The 17,692-nt window shown below is 41.5% G+C and carries 14 protein-coding genes and 1 other annotated feature; of the genes, 4 read left to right on the plus strand and 10 right to left on the minus strand.

All coding sequences use genetic code 11. The annotated features are described in order from the left end of the window. Positions 1-81 precede the first annotated feature (81 nt). Genes LD028_RS16260 through LD028_RS16270 form a run of 3 tightly spaced genes read left to right on the plus strand, consistent with a single transcriptional unit; the run spans position 82 to position 2,877 of the window. On the plus strand, positions 82-672 hold the full coding sequence (locus tag LD028_RS16260) for a prepilin-type N-terminal cleavage/methylation domain-containing protein (RefSeq protein WP_237812375.1): 591 nt from the start codon (positions 82-84) through the stop codon (positions 670-672). After that, positions 656-1,225, plus strand: a complete 570-nt coding sequence (locus LD028_RS16265; protein WP_006320404.1) for a PulJ/GspJ family protein — start codon at positions 656-658, stop codon at positions 1,223-1,225. The genes LD028_RS16260 and LD028_RS16265 overlap by 17 nt, the downstream gene beginning before the upstream one ends. A gap of 14 nt (positions 1,226-1,239) precedes the next feature. Continuing rightward, positions 1,240-2,877 carry a hypothetical protein gene (locus tag LD028_RS16270; protein ID WP_237812376.1) on the plus strand — a complete coding sequence of 546 codons (1,638 nt, stop codon included), beginning with the start codon at positions 1,240-1,242 and terminating at the stop codon, positions 2,875-2,877. A 14-nt stretch (positions 2,878-2,891) separates the two neighbouring features. On the opposite strand, the gene LD028_RS16275 is transcribed toward LD028_RS16270, so the two are convergent. The 4 genes from LD028_RS16275 to LD028_RS16290 form a co-directional block, all read right to left on the minus strand. Beyond that, the gene (locus LD028_RS16275; protein ID WP_237812377.1) at positions 2,892-3,740 is read right to left on the minus strand and encodes an ankyrin repeat domain-containing protein; all 849 of its coding nucleotides are present in this window, start codon (positions 3,738-3,740) and stop codon (positions 2,892-2,894) included. Positions 3,741-3,758: 18 nt separating this feature from the next. Next, on the minus strand, positions 3,759-7,208 hold the full coding sequence (locus tag LD028_RS16280; RefSeq protein ID WP_237812378.1) for an Ig-like domain-containing protein: 3,450 nt from the start codon (positions 7,206-7,208) through the stop codon (positions 3,759-3,761). Positions 7,209-7,265: 57 nt separating this feature from the next. Next, positions 7,266-8,570, minus strand: a complete 1,305-nt coding sequence (locus LD028_RS16285; RefSeq protein WP_237812379.1) for a bifunctional folylpolyglutamate synthase/dihydrofolate synthase — start codon at positions 8,568-8,570, stop codon at positions 7,266-7,268. A 63-nt stretch (positions 8,571-8,633) separates the two neighbouring features. Next, positions 8,634-11,258: a valine--tRNA ligase gene (locus LD028_RS16290; protein ID WP_237812380.1), complete on the minus strand. Its 2,625-nt coding sequence runs from the start codon at positions 11,256-11,258 to the stop codon at positions 8,634-8,636. Between the two features lie 41 nt (positions 11,259-11,299). Continuing rightward, positions 11,300-11,522, minus strand: a binding site (T-box leader). A 135-nt stretch (positions 11,523-11,657) separates the two neighbouring features. Here LD028_RS16290 and LD028_RS16295 point away from each other — a divergent pair. Further along, the gene (locus LD028_RS16295) at positions 11,658-11,849 is read left to right on the plus strand and encodes a hypothetical protein (RefSeq protein WP_006320393.1); all 192 of its coding nucleotides are present in this window, start codon (positions 11,658-11,660) and stop codon (positions 11,847-11,849) included. Here LD028_RS16295 and LD028_RS16300 read toward each other — a convergent pair. The 6 genes from LD028_RS16300 to hemC all read right to left on the minus strand — a co-directional run bounded on the left by LD028_RS16300 (position 11,834) and on the right by hemC (position 17,677). Beyond that, positions 11,834-12,742 (minus strand): protein kinase family protein, encoded by a 909-nt coding sequence (locus LD028_RS16300; RefSeq protein WP_237812381.1) that lies wholly within the window; start codon positions 12,740-12,742, stop codon positions 11,834-11,836. The genes LD028_RS16295 and LD028_RS16300 overlap by 16 nt on opposite strands. Positions 12,743-12,757: 15 nt before the next feature. After that, positions 12,758-13,642 carry a LysM peptidoglycan-binding domain-containing protein gene (locus tag LD028_RS16305; RefSeq protein WP_237812382.1) on the minus strand — a complete coding sequence of 295 codons (885 nt, stop codon included), beginning with the start codon at positions 13,640-13,642 and terminating at the stop codon, positions 12,758-12,760. An 87-nt stretch (positions 13,643-13,729) separates the two neighbouring features. After that, the gene (gene hemL, locus LD028_RS16310; RefSeq protein ID WP_237812383.1) at positions 13,730-15,025 is read right to left on the minus strand and encodes a glutamate-1-semialdehyde 2,1-aminomutase; all 1,296 of its coding nucleotides are present in this window, start codon (positions 15,023-15,025) and stop codon (positions 13,730-13,732) included. Next, positions 15,025-15,999, minus strand: coding sequence for a porphobilinogen synthase (hemB, locus tag LD028_RS16315; protein WP_012574296.1), 975 nt, complete (start codon positions 15,997-15,999; stop codon positions 15,025-15,027). The genes hemL and hemB overlap by 1 nt, the downstream gene beginning before the upstream one ends. Before the next feature lies 1 nt (position 16,000). After that, positions 16,001-16,750, minus strand: coding sequence for a uroporphyrinogen-III synthase (locus tag LD028_RS16320; protein WP_237812385.1), 750 nt, complete (start codon positions 16,748-16,750; stop codon positions 16,001-16,003). After that, complete coding sequence (hemC, locus tag LD028_RS16325) at positions 16,751-17,677, minus strand: hydroxymethylbilane synthase (RefSeq protein WP_237812386.1); 927 nt, start codon at positions 17,675-17,677, stop codon at positions 16,751-16,753. Positions 17,678-17,692 lie beyond the last annotated feature (15 nt).

The raw sequence follows: 17,692 nt of genomic DNA on the forward strand, positions 1-17,692 counted from the left end.
CCCCCCATTCAACATGATACAACACTTAACTCTAACATATTGTATAATAAAGTTATGTATTTTAAAAGAAGGGGAAGGAAAATGTGTCAAAAGAAAATGAATATTTTTTATGACAAACGTGCTTTTACGTTAATTGAAGTACTATTATCGATTGTTATTTTATCTTTTGTTGTGAGCGGCATGTTTATGTTTTTTACAAATGCGATGACATACACCGCGTATAATCAATCAAAAACGGTTGCTGTCAATATCGCTCGGGGTGTTATTCATTATATGGAGCGACTTGACTTTCAAACGATGAAAGCATATGTCGATGATCATATCACCGAACAAACACCTTTTGTCCATTTCGATGCTTCAGCATGTTCCAATACATCGTTATTTCCCGACGAAAACGTATGTAAAGCTATTTTTTCACCAACAATTAACAATGTGACATATAATGAGGAAGATGTACAAGCTTGGTTAATTCCATACGATCAAGCGATATGGTCACAAATAAAAAACAACCCACCAAGTGAATTTCCTGATCGTTTAAAACAAACGATCCAACAAGAAAAAGAGATGGCCGAAGACGTGAGCAACTATTTACTTCGTTTGTATGTCACCGTCCGTTCAAATAACGAACTGATCGTCTTAAAAGGAGTGATCGCCAATGAAAGTATTCGCTAATGAACGTGGACTTACGCTTATTGAACTACTTGTCGGCTTAGCGATCACATCGATTATTGCCGCTTCTGCATACGGTGTATTTACAGCGGGAACGAAGGCGTATAAACGGATTGGCATTGAAAATCAGCTACGAAGCGAAGCTGATATATTGATGACAACGATTTTTAACGAACTATATGCCCTTGCTCCAGACGGATTAAAAATAGACGAATCAAACGATGATACACTAACATTTGTGAATGAAATAAAAAAAGAGATTGATACAAATACAGGGCTTGTGGAAGACAAAGAACAAACTGGTCAAACGTTACAAGTCATGATAGATAAAACAAACGAGACATTACTTATAAATGGGAAACAAGTCACACCTTCAAATTTACGGATTGTTTCAGACCAATCAAAGCTTACTTATACGTGTGTACGGTCGCAACAAAACGTATGTAAAAGCGGCGTCATTTCGATTCGCTTATCCGTTCAAGATAACGACCATCGCAATCCGGACGATCCGTTATATATTGAACCGTTTACGTTGCAATCACAATTCGGCTTCTAAGGGGGGGGAGAGAGGTGAACGAAAAAGGGTACAGTCTCGTACTCGTTATGTTAACGGTCACTGTCTTTTTTATCATTGGACTTACGATTTTATCTGTCAGCATATATCAAGCGAATTTTACACAAGTACGCGTCGAGGATGTCACATCGCTCCATGACGCTGTAAAAGCGGTAGAGGAAACCGTCGCCGAGTTAAAAGTAAAAGTTGAACAGTTGTCGTTATCAACCCCATTGCAACTCGATCTTGATTTAGGAAATGCACAAACTGGCTTTTTGAGCGAGCTAATCAATCGCCATCATGTTACCATTGAAGATGTAACAAGTTCAAAAGGAATTGACCGCAATAAATTGTTTACACGTGTTTTCCGTATCTCTGCCCCATACGGAAACAAAACGGTCACACGTGAAGTCATTATTACGAACGCACCGAGCTTTTTAAAATATGCGATTGGCTCGCGTAAAAACGTGACATTGAACGGCGGTTCTTATATTGACGGCAATATATACGCAGGAAATGATATATACGTTACGAACATCGCGAACTATATTTATAACTCAACGCTTTATTCGGTACAGACAACGTTTCCAACGACAAGTGAAAAAAGTATATTGTTTGTAGAAGGCAACCGTTATACGTGCGACCACGGAAATGGGGCAAAGAGCTGTTATAGCATATCCACACAGTTTACAAAAAACATAAACGATTTTTCCTTAGGTTCACTGTCGTTTCAACAGCAAGGACCAAGCGTTCAAAAAGAACAAGATGAGTTTATTGATGTCAATTTTGATTTTACGTTAAAGGATAAACTGTTATCAGCGGCTGGCATTGATGGATTCGACCCAAGCAAGCAAGCGCAATATCAAAGCCTTATTTCTTTGCCATTATCCGAGCTTATCGAACAAATAAAATCGTCGTTTGTCCCTGTTGTCGTTAATGATTCTATCGATTTACCAACTGCGTTAGAAGGGGCAATTGCTAGCGGAAAATCCATTTTTCTTGATACAAGTACCGTCCCATATTTCGATGTTACTTCATTAACGTTAAATGATGGGCAATGGCTTATTGTAAACGGTGATTTTGTATTAGAAAACGCTGGAGAAAATCCGCTACAAATAAAAGGAAATATCATTGTGCTTGGCGATTTAACGATTACAGGACAAGTGGCATTCGACTCTACCGTTTATGTCGATGGAGATACATCTATTTACAATACGACAATTAGCGGACTAAACGGAAAAGAAGTTGTGTTATTGACTAAAGGAGAGTTAGAAATCGCCCGTGTAAACGAGTTTGCAAACAATTTTTCCTTAACAACGCCAAACTTAAAAGGATTTTTCTATACAGACAGCAATGCCGTGATTTATGCTGTCGGATCATATATAAATATTGAAGGTGGGCTATTTGCGCGAGGAAACAGCTCCATTATTCCGTACACAGATGAAAACGGGTTGATTGTGAATACGTATCGCGGCGAAACAAGCGATGCCGGAACAAATCTTTCATTTCAAACACCTATCTCATCAGAAGAAGAACAAAAACAATATGCTCGTTTTGTCGTGAAACATAATAAAGATGTGTTTATTAACCGCGGGCTTGGTTTACCGCTTGTTAAGCAGCTTGCCGTTATTGTCGATGAAATACGCGTACAATAAAGAAAAGGAGCTAGCTACTTAGCTCCTTTTTCCTTTAGTTGCTTTATAATGTTTTCATGTTTCCAATATTGTGCGAGAGAAAGAGCGGTGTTGCCGGTATCATCTTTTACATGCACATCGGCACCGTAACGAAGTAAAAGTGTTACTAATTCATCATAACCGTACTCTGCTGCAACCATTAATGGTGTTTTCTTAATGTTCGTTTTTGTATTGACATCGGCACCTTTTTCTAATAAATATGTGGCTACATCAATAAAGTTTCGTTCCACCGCTTTATATAGCGGCGTTTCCCCCGCTTCATTTGCGATCTCTACATTTGCCCCTCGCTCATATAAAAAGCGAACAACATCGACATTTCCCGCTTGCACCGCAAGCAATAACGGCGTTTCGCCATGTTTATTTACCGCATTGACGTCCACATTGTATTGGCAAACAAGCTGTACAAGATCAACATTCCCGCTCCCTGCTGCAATATGCAAGGGAGTATTATTTTCTTTATCTTTCTCTCGCACCGTCTGTTCATTTACTATTTGTTTTACGATTTCTATATTTTCTTCATTTCCTTGCGCTAAAGATGAAGCAAGTGCGAAATGTAGGGGAGGAAGCGGCATAACAGCCGACTTTCCTCCAGCTTTTAATAGTTGTGCTGCAATATCGTGCTGCCCGGTGCGCATCGCCACATCAAGCGGTGTTTCATTTTTTATTTTGAAGTTAATATTTTTTTCCTTCTTCATATAGTCGCGTACCGCTTGAATGTTTCCTTGCTCAATCGCTTGTATAAATCGTTGCTGTTTTTCTTCTTTCGATGAAAAACATCCGCTTAGCAAGCTGATGATGACAAATAGCGTCATCACTTTTTTCATACATGTTCACATCCTTCGTTAGTACAACCAGCCGTCTTTATTTCCGCCTTTCGTCGGATCTGTCGCATGTTCAACGACACGAATGACCGTTGATGCCGTCCACGTTTTTCCGTTTTCATCGATCAATTTTACCGTTAACGGCGTTTCACCGAGACGTTTCGCAGTCACCTCTCCATTTTCGTCAACAACAGCATAATAACTGTTTTCGATCGTAAATGAACGGCTCACAATTTTTGTCGTCGCATTTGCTGGAATTGGTGCAATGTACGGTAATACATTGATCGTTTTTCCTTTTTGTACAACTAACGTTTCTGGAAGCGAAATACCTGTTAACGGTGATCCGACATGAACGATGGCTGTTCCAATCACACCGTTATGCGCTTGCGCGGTAATCGTCACTTGTCCGGTACTCAATCCTGTAACCTTTCCATTTTCATCAACCGAAGCGATATTCGGATTCGATGATCGCCATGTAATTGTCTTATACGTTGCATCGTTTGGTGCAACTGTTGCGGTGAGCGTAGTTGTTTCACCGATATTTATATTCACAACTGTTGGCGATACGACAACGGCAGTTACTGGGATCGCTTGAACGGTTACTGTAACCGTTTTTTCAATTAGTTCGTCATTTTTGTTAAATGCTTGAACCGTTAACGTCGTTACGCCTTCTTTTAGTCCCGTAATCGTTCCGTTTGCTCCATTTATTTCGGCATACAAACTATTTCCTAGTGAATAAGAGACTGCTTTTTTCGCATCTGCTGGTGATACGGTAATCGGAATCGAGATCGTTTCACCGACGTGAACAGTAAAATCGTTGATTGTGATCGATTCGACCGGGATGCGTACGATGACCGTCATCGTTGTTGTTTTTACGTTACCGAACATATCTTTTACTTTTGCTGTCACTTGTGCAGTTCCTTCTTTTACTGCGGTAATGATACCATTTCGGTCGATAGAAATAATTTGTCCGTTGCTATTTTCACTCCACTCTACTGAGGCGATCGTTGCTTCTTGCGGCAAGATGTTTAACAATAACCGCGCATTTTTCGGCACGCCACGGTTCACGAAAATGGTGCTTGGTAGCGTAACATCTGTAATTTTGTAATCGGAAACAAACGACAAAGTGTTAAAGGATAAGTTGACAAGTTGTGCATTTATATCTTTGTACGTCAGTTTTGCTTGCGATAACGAAAACGTTCCTTTTTTTGTCGGCTTCACTTGAATGGCGAACGTTTGTGGTTCAGCGATATACGTCTTTCCTGATTTTACAAATGAAATGTCTGGTAGCGTTCCTTTGATTGTATATCCTTCTGTTACTGTTCCTTGTTTTGTAAATCCACTCGGCAAAGAAACGACTTCAATGCCTGCTGGTAATTTTTCTTCAAACGCAATGTTTGTCACTTTTAATAGCGTATTCGTCAATAACGATAATGGTTTCGGTGTGATTGTATACTGCATCGTAATCGATTCATCGACTGGAGCGAGCGTTTTTGAAATCGTTCGATTCACTTCCATGTTTGCCGAAACTTTTTCAATGACGACTTGAAATTCTTTCGTTACTTTCGCTCCACGTGCGTCGGTCGCTTCAATTTTCATTTTCGCTGTTCCACCGTTTGGCATATTGTGCGGAAGCGATTGAATAATCGTTGTGCCGTTTGGCACATCGTTTTGCGCGTACACTTCTTGATCGTTTATCCACACTTTCGTAGAAAACGTTCGATCGACTAAATCTAAATCTTCCACTTTATATGATAGTTCAATTGGCTGATTGCTCGGAATCGTTTCGTTTTCTTTCGGTGAGATAACCGTTAATTGCGGTGCATGGTTCGATCCAAAAAACGCACGATACATCGTATTGACAAATAGCTTTTGTTCTTCTTCTGGGAAACCAATCGTATGACCTGTTCCAGAATAAGTGACATTTCCTTTGGAATATGTGTAATAATGGTTCCAGCTATCATATACGTCACGTGGAGAACCATCAATGTTGTACCACGCAATTACATTTTCATCCTCTAAATCGAGCGTATAGTATTGGTTATGCGTTGTTGCGATCGTAATGCTATCATCTAGTTCAAATGGGTAATTTGTCATAAGCCCATTATTTACTTGTTTCGTACTCGTTGATCGGTTTGGCGCACCGTTTCCTAAATCCGTCTGCGGCTGAATTTGCCCAACAATCGGACCAAATTCGTTTACCCATACGTTATTTGCTCCAAACATCACATCATGTGTAAACATCACGCTTTGACCAGAAGCAATAAAACTTTTAATTGATTGAACAGCATTTGGATTTAAAGAAATGATCTTACTACATCCATTGTAACAATCTGCAAAACCGAAAATAATCATATCGTATTTTCCATTAATCACTTCATGCGAATAATTTGGTTCATATATTTTGCTTTTTTGAAAATCTGTTAATGTTGTTACGTCAATACTGATGCTGTATTCGTTCGCACGAGTTAAAAAGCTCGGGTTCATGTTTTTTGTATTTAATAATGAACTCGCATCGTTCCCTTTACGTATTTGTAATACTTTGATCACCGCTGGCACATCTTGGAACTTCACAAACCCTTTTTCATAATCTTTTAAGGCGCTTGTTTCATCAACAATTTCTACTTTCCAATAACGTGGTCCAGAATAGCCAGCTGGAAGAGTGTACGAAATCGTTCCTGTTGCTCCTTGTACTTGTTTGGATGCAACAATTTCTTCATTTGTATATTTATCGTTAAAATCAGAGTCGATATATAAGTTGACTGTTAGTAATTTATTTTTAAAATGTTGATAGTTAATAATATTATACGTAAACGAAAGCGTGTCACCTTTTTTCATTACTTGCTCGTTCAAAGGAGCGGATGTTAAGAAAAAGCGTGGGCGTGTTTTGTAGCTTTCAAGTGAACCATTTAGTCCAAATTTCGCAAAATCATTTTGCAGTTTATTTCTAAAGAAAATAACGTTATCTTTTTGGTTTTTTAAATATGAAGAAAAGTGTTTATACAACTTACTGTTTGAATATTTTAGAACATCTTGGTCACTTCCACTATTTCTATAAATAAAAATTGGAAGGCCTTTTTCAATGTAAAACTCTTTTATCTCTTCTGCTCTCAAGTCAGTAATATCATTCATTATATTTGTTGTGTTATGAGCTTGAGCATTTCCAGAACTTTTACCAAGCTTTTCCGGGTTATAATCCCCTTGAGAAATCACAATCGCATCATATTTTCCATCAAGCTCGTCACGTAAAGCGACAAAGCGTTTCATCGTCATCGTTGTAATGTTTAAGTTTTTCGTATTGTTTACATAATCGTCAGCTAGAGGTGAACCGGATGAATCATGACTGACAATCTCTAATATTTCATACTTTTCACCTGTCTGTTTATTGCTTGCCGCGTTGCTGTTAACAGCTGGAAATAATAACGATGACCACAAAAGTAGCACAAGAAACATCGAAACAGCTCTTTTCACCTACCTCTCCCCCTTTCGAAAGTCCTATTTTTTATCTATTATACATCAGTTTTCGTCTTACTTATATTTATTTTTTATAAAATTTCGCACATTTGAGATGAAATAAAGTGAACCTGTAATTAAAATAATATCATCTTTTTCAACTTGTTTCCGTTTTTCTTTTAACCATTGTTTCCAGTCGTTTGTCCATTGCACATTCGGATGTGTCGCTTGTTCGGCGAGTTGTTCAGCGGAAAGAGCGCGCGGAAAATCAAATGTTGTAAACGTCATCGTCTCGGCAATCGTTTCTAGCTTTCGAATCATCGCTGTGACTGGTTTGTCGCCTAACGCTGTAAAAAGGACATGCACACGGCGGTTCGGATAATGAGCGTTCATTGTCGAAACGAGACTATCGATTCCTTCTTCGTTATGCGCCCCATCAATAATGATAAGCGGACGTTCATCCATCTTCTCAAATCGCCCGAGCCACGCTGCTTTTCGAATGCCGTTGTACATATGTTCACGCTCAATCAAAAACGAATAATACGTACGTAAATAGTCGGCAACCATCAGCGCAAGCGCTGCGTTTTTCACTTGATGTGCCCCAAGCATCGTTGTCGTTACATCGCGATATGTCGTAAACGGTGTTTGTAAAGAAAAACGTTCTCCGTCCGTCGTTGGTTCGTGAGCAAAAACGGTAAAATCGCGATCGAGCACATATGCTTTTGTGCGTACCGATGTCGCTTTCTCTTCTACTACTTGTAGCGCCTCCGGCTGATCAATCGCTGTCATAACAGGGATTCCTGCCTTAATAATTCCCGCTTTTTCAAACGCAATTTGTTCAAGTGTATTCCCTAATATATGTATATGATCGTAACCGATGTTTGTAATCACCGATAAAAGCGGATAAATAACGTTCGTTGAATCTAAGCGTCCGCCAAGTCCTACTTCAAAAATGACGACGTCTTGCACGTTCATTTTTCCAAAATAATAAAGTGCCATGGCGGTAATAACTTCAAACTCTGTCGGTCCACCTAATTCCGTCTGTTCTAACTCCTCTGCCAAAGGCTGAATGATTTGCACAAGTTTAATCAGATCAACATCGCTAATTGGTTTTCCGTTTATACTAATGCGTTCATTAAATTGTTCAACGTATGGCGATGTAAATGTCCCGACACGATAACCTGCTTCTTGTAAAATGTGACGTAAAAAGCAAACGGTCGATCCTTTTCCGTTCGTTCCACCGACATGAATCGCTTTGATGCGACGCTCTGGATGATCGAGCTTTTCCATCATCCATTCCATTCGTCTTAATCCCGGTTTGACCCCTAACTTTAACCGTCCATGAATCCATTCAACTGCTTCTTTATATGTACGAACCATGAAAAATCCCCCTTCTATTAAAGTGAAAGACGAATCCGAAATGGATTCGTCTTCATCATAAAACTATTGTTTTAATTGTGCAAGACGGGCGCGGACCGCTTCGCGTTTTTCGATGTAGTCGCGTTCTTTTTTCCGCTCCTCCTCGACAACGTGCGCTGGCGCTTTTGCTAAAAAGCCTTCGTTACTTAATTTCTTTTGCACGCGCTCGACTTCTTGATCGAGTTTTTGTAACTCTTTTTCGAGACGTTTTACTTCTTCTTCAATATTAATTAATCCTTCAAGCGGCAAGCTTAGTTCTGCACCTGTCACAACAGCTGTCATTGCTTTCTCAACTGTTGGAATCGTCGTGTCGATGACAAGTTCACTAGGGTTACAGAAGCGCTCAATATATGAGCGATTTTTCTGAAGCGTGCTCGCAATTTGTTCATCTTTTGCTTTAATGTGCAACGTAATTGGCTTGCTTAACGGTGTATTCACTTCTGCGCGAATGTTACGCACCGCGCGAATAATATCGACGAGCAAGCGCATTTGTTCGGCCGCTTCATGATTGCTTAGTTCAGAACGGACTTGCGGCCACGAAGCAACTGTAATTGACTCTCCTTCATGAGGAAGTTGTTGCCAAATTTCTTCCGTCACAAACGGCATAAACGGATGAAGGAGACGCATCGTTTGATCAAGCACATAAGCAAGAACAGAGCGCGTCGTTTTCTTCGCTTGTTCATCGTCGCCGTATAGCGGCAATTTCGCCATTTCGATATACCAATCGCATAAGTCGTCCCAAATGAAGTTATATAATACGCGACCGACTTCACCAAACTCGTATTTATCGGCAAGTTTTGTCACCGTCTCAATCGTTTCGTTTAAGCGCGTTAAAATCCAATGATCAGCAACCGATTTTTCACCATGTAAGTCAATGTCTTCATACGTGAATCCTTCCATATTCATGAGCGCAAAACGAGAAGCGTTCCAAATTTTATTGACGAAGTTCCATGTCGCTTCAACTTTTTCTGTGCTAAATCGCAAGTCTTGACCAGGTGCGCTTCCTGTCGCTAAAAAGTAACGAAGCGAGTCGGCACCGTACTGATCGATCACATCCATCGGATCAACGCCGTTACCGAGCGATTTACTCATTTTTCGTCCTTGTGCATCACGCACTAGTCCGTGAATGAGAACATCTTTAAACGGACGTTTGCCTGTAAATTCAAGCGCTTGGAAAATCATGCGCGATACCCAGAAGAAAATGATGTCATATCCTGTTACAAGCACATCCGTTGGATAATAGCGCTCATAGTCTGCCGATGTTTCATCTGGCCAGCCCATCGTTGAAAACGGCCAAAGCGCAGAGCTAAACCATGTATCTAATACATCTGGATCTTGTTCCCAATTTTCAATATCAGCTGGTGGCTCATGATCGACATACACTTCGCCTGTTTCTTTATGATACCATGCTGGAATGCGATGTCCCCACCAAAGCTGGCGAGAAATGCACCAATCGCGAATGTTTTCCATCCAATGTAAGTACGTTTTTTCAAATCGCTCTGGAACGAAATTTACTTTTCCTTCTGTTTTTTGTAGTTCAATCGCAGCTTCAGCAAGCGGCTTCATTTTAACGAACCATTGTGTCGACAAATATGGTTCTACGACGGCACCGCTACGTTCACTATGACCAACCGAATGCATATGTTCCTCGATTTTAAATAGCACGCCTTGTTCTTGTAAGTCTTTCACGATTTGCTTACGGCATTCGAAGCGATCGAGCCCCTTATATTGAAGAGCGTTGTCGTTCATCGTACCGTCTTCGTTCATGACGAGAATACGCGGCAAGTTATGACGGTTTCCGATTTCAAAGTCGTTTGGATCGTGTGCCGGCGTAATTTTCACCGCCCCAGAACCGAACGACATGTCGACGTACTCATCACCAATAATCGGAATTTCGCGACCAACGATTGGTAAAATGACTGTTTTTCCGATAAGGTGTTTGTAGCGTTCGTCTTCTGGATGAACGGCAACGGCTGTATCGCCAAGCATCGTTTCTGGACGTGTCGTTGCCACTTCGATATAACCTGAGCCGTCCGCAAGCGGATAGCGCATATGATATAGCGCACCTTGCACATCTTTATATACGACTTCAATGTCCGATAATGCTGTTTTTGTCACCGGATCCCAGTTAATAATATATTCGCCGCGATAAATAAGACCTTTTTTATATAACGATACAAACACTTCGCGTACGGCTTTCGATAATCCTTCATCAAGCGTAAAGCGCTCGCGTGTATAATCGAGACCAAGTCCAAGCTTCGCCCATTGAGAACGGATGTGACCTGCATATTCTTCTTTCCACTTCCACGTCTCTTCCACAAACTTTTCTCGCCCTAAATCGTAACGTGTTTTCCCTTCGTTGCGCAGCTTTTCTTCTACTTTTGCTTGCGTAGCAATACCCGCATGGTCCATGCCCGGAAGCCATAAAACGTCGTACCCTTGCATACGCTTCATGCGCGTAATAATGTCTTGTAACGTCGTATCCCACGCATGTCCTAAATGAAGCTTTCCTGTTACATTTGGCGGTGGAATGACAATCGTAAACGGCTTTTTCGTCTCATCGCTTGTTGCTTCAAAAAACTTTCCTTTTAGCCACCATTCATAACGATTTGCCTCAACAGCACGGTGGTCGTACTTCGGCGGTAACATAAAAATCCCTCCTTCACTAAAATAAAAAACTCCTTTCATCCGAAAAGGACGAAAGGAGACTCTTTCGCGGTACCACCTTTTTTCTTAAGCAATGCTTAAGCACTCAAATCGATAACGGCGATGCACCGGCCTCTTCTACTTTCGTTCGAAGAAGCAGCTCCAGGGCGACCTTCCGACGACCACGAACCTAGGAAATCTCGCAGCTACTGATTTCCCTCTCTGCTAGGCGGGTTACGCCGTACTCTTCCCTATCTTCGCTTTTTTCTATTCATACATAATACTATATAAAAATCATATGAATCGTCAATAAGGTTTGCCACATTTTCACTTCTTTATACATATGATAAAAAATAAAAGCTCCAACATGTGGAGCTAATCATTTGAAAAGGAAGTGAGCATATGCGTAAGCGTTACAATCCGTACGCCTGGCCACCGTGGTTACGAAAACTTCGCTTTATTGCTGAACAATGCATCATCCCGATTACCGTCGTTCAGGCGATTCGTACCATTTTATTTCCAACAACCATTGATGTCATTTTACTCGCCATTTTTATTTTGCTTTCCTTCGCTTTACATCACGATTGGATTTGATTCGTTTGTTTTTCCTCTTCCCATTTTCCGATGACATATTCAATATTTTTCATTTGCCAATACGCTCGTTGCCAAGCAGCGGTCAGTTGTCGGTCATGACGTTGTTGTTCGTACCGATGAATGAGACGAACAAACCGATGTGGATCAACAAGTAAATGAAAAAATAATAACCGTTCATCTTCTTCAAGCTCCAATATTTGTTCGTACTGTGCAAGCCATTGTACTGCTTCATCACATGTTATCGGATACGTGCGCAAATATTGGCGAAAAAAGAAAAGTAAATCATGAAACGGTGGGGCCCAGCGTGCTCGTTCGAAACTAATAAAATACGATGTGCCATCTTCTCGTTCCACATAATGTTGAAACGATGGTCGACCGTGAATATAGCAAATACGCACAGTCTTTTTTTCACGCATGCGCTCGCGCCATTCATTTAACGTATGTTCAGAAAACGAAATGGCGCGCATGACATCAAGAAAATGCGTGCAACATTGTAGTTGAAACGGGGACATATACCATTGTTTTTCACATGTCTCGATATAGTGAGTGATCGTTTTTTTCGCCTGTTCAAGAGAATGTTTTCGTTCCTCATAATACCGCTCAATTTCCGCTTCCGTCGTTTCAATGTCTTTTACCGAATGTTTATGCCATCGCGCTAAATCTTGAAAAAACGATGAGGCTGGTTGCGTCTTTTCTTTTAGCCATGGCATTGTGTAATACCATTGGCCGCCCCGTTTTTTCGTTTCATAAATCGGAATGGCAAGCGGTATGCGCAAACGATAAGCTTGCTCAATCGCCTGCCAATGCGCCAATGATTCTATTCGTTTGAGCGCATGTGTCCCGTTCGGTGTTTTCCACTTTTGGACACGCTCACGTTGTTGCATCGTGTTCATTTTCATGCCGCCCTTTTACACTTTAGTTGGCGTTGGAATGTATAGCAACTGTCCTTCGTGTATATCCGCACCGCTTTCTAAGTGATTTGTACGCAATAACTGCTGGACAGATACATCATAGCGCTCGGCAATCTTGTCCAACGAATCACCTTGTTGGACGATACAAATTTTCAAACGTGCAAATGCCTGTTCTTCATTTTTACCGAATAGCTTCGTTAAATATAAGGCGTTTTCATTTCGCTTTTCGTTCGTATCTCTCCCTTTCATTTCGAGCTGAAACGATTGCTGTTCTTCTTTTCGTTCTTCAGCTCGTTCCACTTCATGTTGCTCTTCTACTTGGTCATTTTCTTCATGAAACATATAAAATGGTGGAACGTTAACAATACTCTCTTGTTCTTCTTCCGTCTCTTCTTGTTGATATACTTCTTGTCGGGCAACTGTTTCAAACGGTTCGAACTCGTCTACGTTGTACGGTTCCCACTCGTCATCTTCACGATCATCCATTTGAATGCCATGAATCGCTACTTCTGCGATTAACCGTAGTTCCTGTTGTTTGAAGTCATAGTCAAATGATTCAATCATTACATATACTTGTTCCAAATCATCAATTCGCTCTTTCGGCACAGTGACGTCGATCGGAAATTGATGTAAAAACTCACCAATTTGTTCATCAGTTATACGGACATGTTCAACGTAGCGAGCGGCTTCAAATGGTTGATTGTCCTCTCCATCTTCCTCTCCCTTCGTATATTCCCCTGATAACTCCAGCACACCGCGAATATACACGTAATCTTCTTGTTCCTCAATCGTAATGGTCGGTTGCAGTGAAATTGATAATAACTGATCGACGTGATGCTCACGCCGAAAAGCAATCGCTTCTTCAATTGAAAAACGCAACATGCTCATCTCTCCTTCAACGTCCAAGTCATTTCACATTACTATGATTATGAGGAGAAAAAAAGAAGTATGCATAAAAAAAGCGACGCCTTACAGGCAATCGCTCATTTTCGCAAACGCACGTCGCGCTGCTTCTATTGTTTTTTCGATATCTTCATCGGTATGTGCAGTCGATAAAAACATGCCTTCAAATTGCGATGGCGGTAAGAAAATGCCTTCATTCGCCATTTCTTGATAATAACGAGCAAATAAGTCTAAATTGGACGTTTTTGCTGTTTCGTAGTTTGTGACACGCTCATTTGTAAAGAACATGCCGATCATCGAGCCAGCTTGGTTAATCGTATGTGGAATGTTATATGCTTTAGCTGCTTCACTTAGTCCCTCTGCTAACCGATTTGCTTTTTTCTTAAACGCTTCATACGTTTCTGGCGTCAATTGTCGCAACGTTTCATAACCAGCTGTCATCGCCATCGGATTTCCTGATAACGTACCGGCTTGATAAATCGGACCACTCGGTGCAATTTTCTCCATAATATCAGCCCGACCACCGTATGCCCCGACTGGTAGTCCACCACCGATGACTTTTCCAAGGCACGTTAAATCTGGTGTCACCCCGTAATATCCTTGACCGCTATAATAGTCGACACGGAAACCTGTCATCACTTCATCAAAAATAAGAAGGGCACCGTATTCGTTCGTCACATCGCGCAACCCTTGTAAAAAGCCTGGCTCTGGCGGAACGACTCCCATATTTCCTGCAACAGGTTCAACAATAACCGCTGCAATATCTTCCCCAAACTTTTCAAACGCATAACGTACGCTTTGTAAGTCGTTGTACGGTACAGTAATTGTATGTTGGGCAACCGTTTCTGGTACTCCTGGACTATCAGGCAAACCGAGGGTAGCAACACCCGATCCTGCTTTAATTAAAAGCGAATCGCCATGACCGTGATAACAGCCCTCAAACTTTACAATTTTATTTCGTCCTGTATAGCCGCGTGCTAAACGAAGGGCGCTCATCGTCGCTTCTGTTCCCGAGCTAACCATACGAATGATTTCAATAGACGGCATGCGCTCCATGACGAGTTTGGCGAGTTCGTTTTCAATTAACGTTGGGGCACCAAAACTTGTTCCTGTTTCCGCTACTCGTTTTAATGCTTCAACAACTTGATCGTTCGCATGACCTAAAATAAGCGGTCCCCAAGACAAGACGTAATCAATATACTCATTTCCATCAATGTCGTAAATTTTCGAGCCTTTTCCACGCGCCATAAAAATCGGATCCATTTTTACCGCTTTAAATGCGCGCACCGGACTGTTTACACCGCCAGGCATAAGCTTAACTGCCTCAACATATGCCGCTTTGGAACGTTCATAACTACGCATCATTTCCCCTCCTTTAACCATCGAGCAACATCTTTTGCAAAATACGTTAAAATTAAGTCGGCGCCTGCGCGCTTCATGCTCGTTAACATTTCAAGTACAACAGATTTTTCATCGATCCAGCCGTTTTGCGCAGCAGCTTTCACCATCGCATATTCTCCGCTTACGTTATAAGCGACAATCGGCAAATGAAAATGATTTTTGAGGTCGCGAATAATATCTAAATACGACAGCGCTGGTTTCACCATTAAAAAGTCAGCACCTTGTTCCACATCTGCTTCTGCTTCACGAAACGCTTCTAGACGATTGGCAGGATCCATTTGATACGTTTTACGATCGCCAAACTGCGGGGCGCTATGGGCTGCATCACGAAATGGCCCATAAAATGCTGATGCGTATTTTACAGCATAGGACATAATTGGCACATATGTAAATCCTTCTTCATCTAACGCTTGACGAATCGCTGCGACAAACCCATCCATCATGTTAGATGGCGCGATGATGTCCGCCCCCGCTTTCGCTTGACTGACTGCTGTTTTTGCCAATAATTCAAGCGTATCGTCGTTGACAATCGTTCCGTTTTCTACGATACCACAATGTCCATGGCTCGTATAATGGCATAAACATGTGTCGGCAATCACGACAAGTTCCGGAAATGCATCTTTGATCGCGCGAATGGCACGTTGAACGACACCGTGCTCACAATAGGCTTGCGAAGCGATTTCGTTTTTCTCGTTTGGTACACCAAATACGATAATCGACCGTACACCTAATTGAACAGCCTCTTTTACATCTTCAAGCGCATAATCAAGCGACTGCTGATACACCCCCGGCATGGAAGGTACTTCGTTTTTTATGTTTTCTCCTTCAATCACAAAAATCGGATAAATGAAATCTTCCATATGAAGATGTGTTTCACGCACCATAGCTCGTAAATTTGCTGTTTGGCGCAGACGACGATGACGTGCAAATTGCATATTATTCACTCCTTGTAAAATATTGATTCAGCTCTTCGATCATTGCATCGATCGTATATGTATGTGGGCAAACGTGAACAGGAATGCCTAAATGAAGAGCTGTCTGTTTCGTAATCGGACCGATACATGCGATGGTGACAAAAGATAAATCAACGTTTTTCCCTGCGATCGCTTCAACAAAGCTATGTACTGTCGATGAACTTGTAAACGTAATCACATCGATCATCTGTTGTTGAAGAAGTTCGATTATTTTTGGTTTTGCATCTTCATTGTATGTCGTTTCGTATACGACCCAATCTTTGACGTCTGCAATGTTGCTTAATTGTTCTCGCAACGTATCGCGCGCTAAGTTTCCTTTCACAAGCAACACGCGCGCATGCGTAGAAAGTAACGGTTTTAACGCTTCGACTAAACTTTCAGCGACAAATTCATTTGGAATGAGGTCGACAACAACGTTTCGTTTTTGCAATGCTTTCGCTGTTTTTTCCCCTACTGCAGCCACTTTCGGCCACGTTGGTGGTTTCATTTCGCCAATCAGCTCGAAAAAATATTTAACTCCGTTTTGGCTCGTAAATACAATCCAATCAAACGTATGCCATTTGTGTAATAAGTCTTGACCTACTTGTTTTGCCCGTTCAATGCGAATCAGTGGTAACTCAATCGGAATCGCACCATGTTGTTCTAAAGCTTGCGATAACGCTTTTGCTTGCGATTTTTCGCGCGTCACAAGCACCCGTTTCCCCCGAAGCATTTACTCCAGCTCCTTTAATACTCGTTCAATGAGTTGTTTCGCTCCTCGCTCAATTAGCCGTTTTGCCGCTTCCGTACCCACTTTTTCGGGCTCTGTTCCTTTCACAACTTCTTTCAATACTTCTGTTCCATTCGGTGTTGCAACAAGTGCTGTAAGCACAATCGCATCTTCATCAACGTACGCATAACCGGCAACAGGCACTTGGCAGCCACCTTCAATATGCTGTAAAAATGCTCGTTCTGCGCGAGTGGCTCGTTCCGTTTGCTTATCGGTCAACTTATTTAACCAATGTAAAAGCTCCGCATCATCTTCGCGACATTCAATGGCTAACGCCCCTTGTCCAACGGCTGGGACGCATATGTCGGTCGATAAATATTGTGTGATGACTTCTTTCGCCCATCCCATGCGATGCAATCCAGCAGCTGCCAGTATAATGGCATCGTACGCATCTGTTTGTAATTTCGCCAAACGAGTGTCAATGTTACCGCGAATCCATTGAATTTGTAAATCTGGACGAACGGCTAACAGTTGCGCGGAGCGTCGTAAGCTGCTCGTTCCAACAACCGCTCCGCTTGGTAGTTGTTCAAACGGAATATGCCCTTTGGAAATAAGCACATCGCGATGGTCTTCACGCTTCGGTACGCATCCGATCATTAATCCGTCTGGCAAAACAGCAGGCATATCTTTCATACTATGAACGGCAAAATCAATTTCCCCATCTAACATTGCCTGTTCAATTTCTTTCACGAACAACCCTTTGCCCCCTACTTTCGATAACGTGACATGTAAAATTTGATCGCCTTTTGTGACGATTTCTTTTACTTCAAATTCAAACGGGGCCCCGAGTTGTTTCAGTTGTTCGATGACCCAATTTGTTTGAGTTAGCGCTAACTTGCTACGGCGCGAACCAACAATAATTTTTCTCATTTTTCTTTCCTCCAA

It is taken from the genome of Anoxybacillus sp. LAT27, from assembly GCF_022030075.1.
GTDB lineage: Bacteria > Bacillota > Bacilli > Bacillales > Anoxybacillaceae > Anoxybacillus > Anoxybacillus kestanbolensis.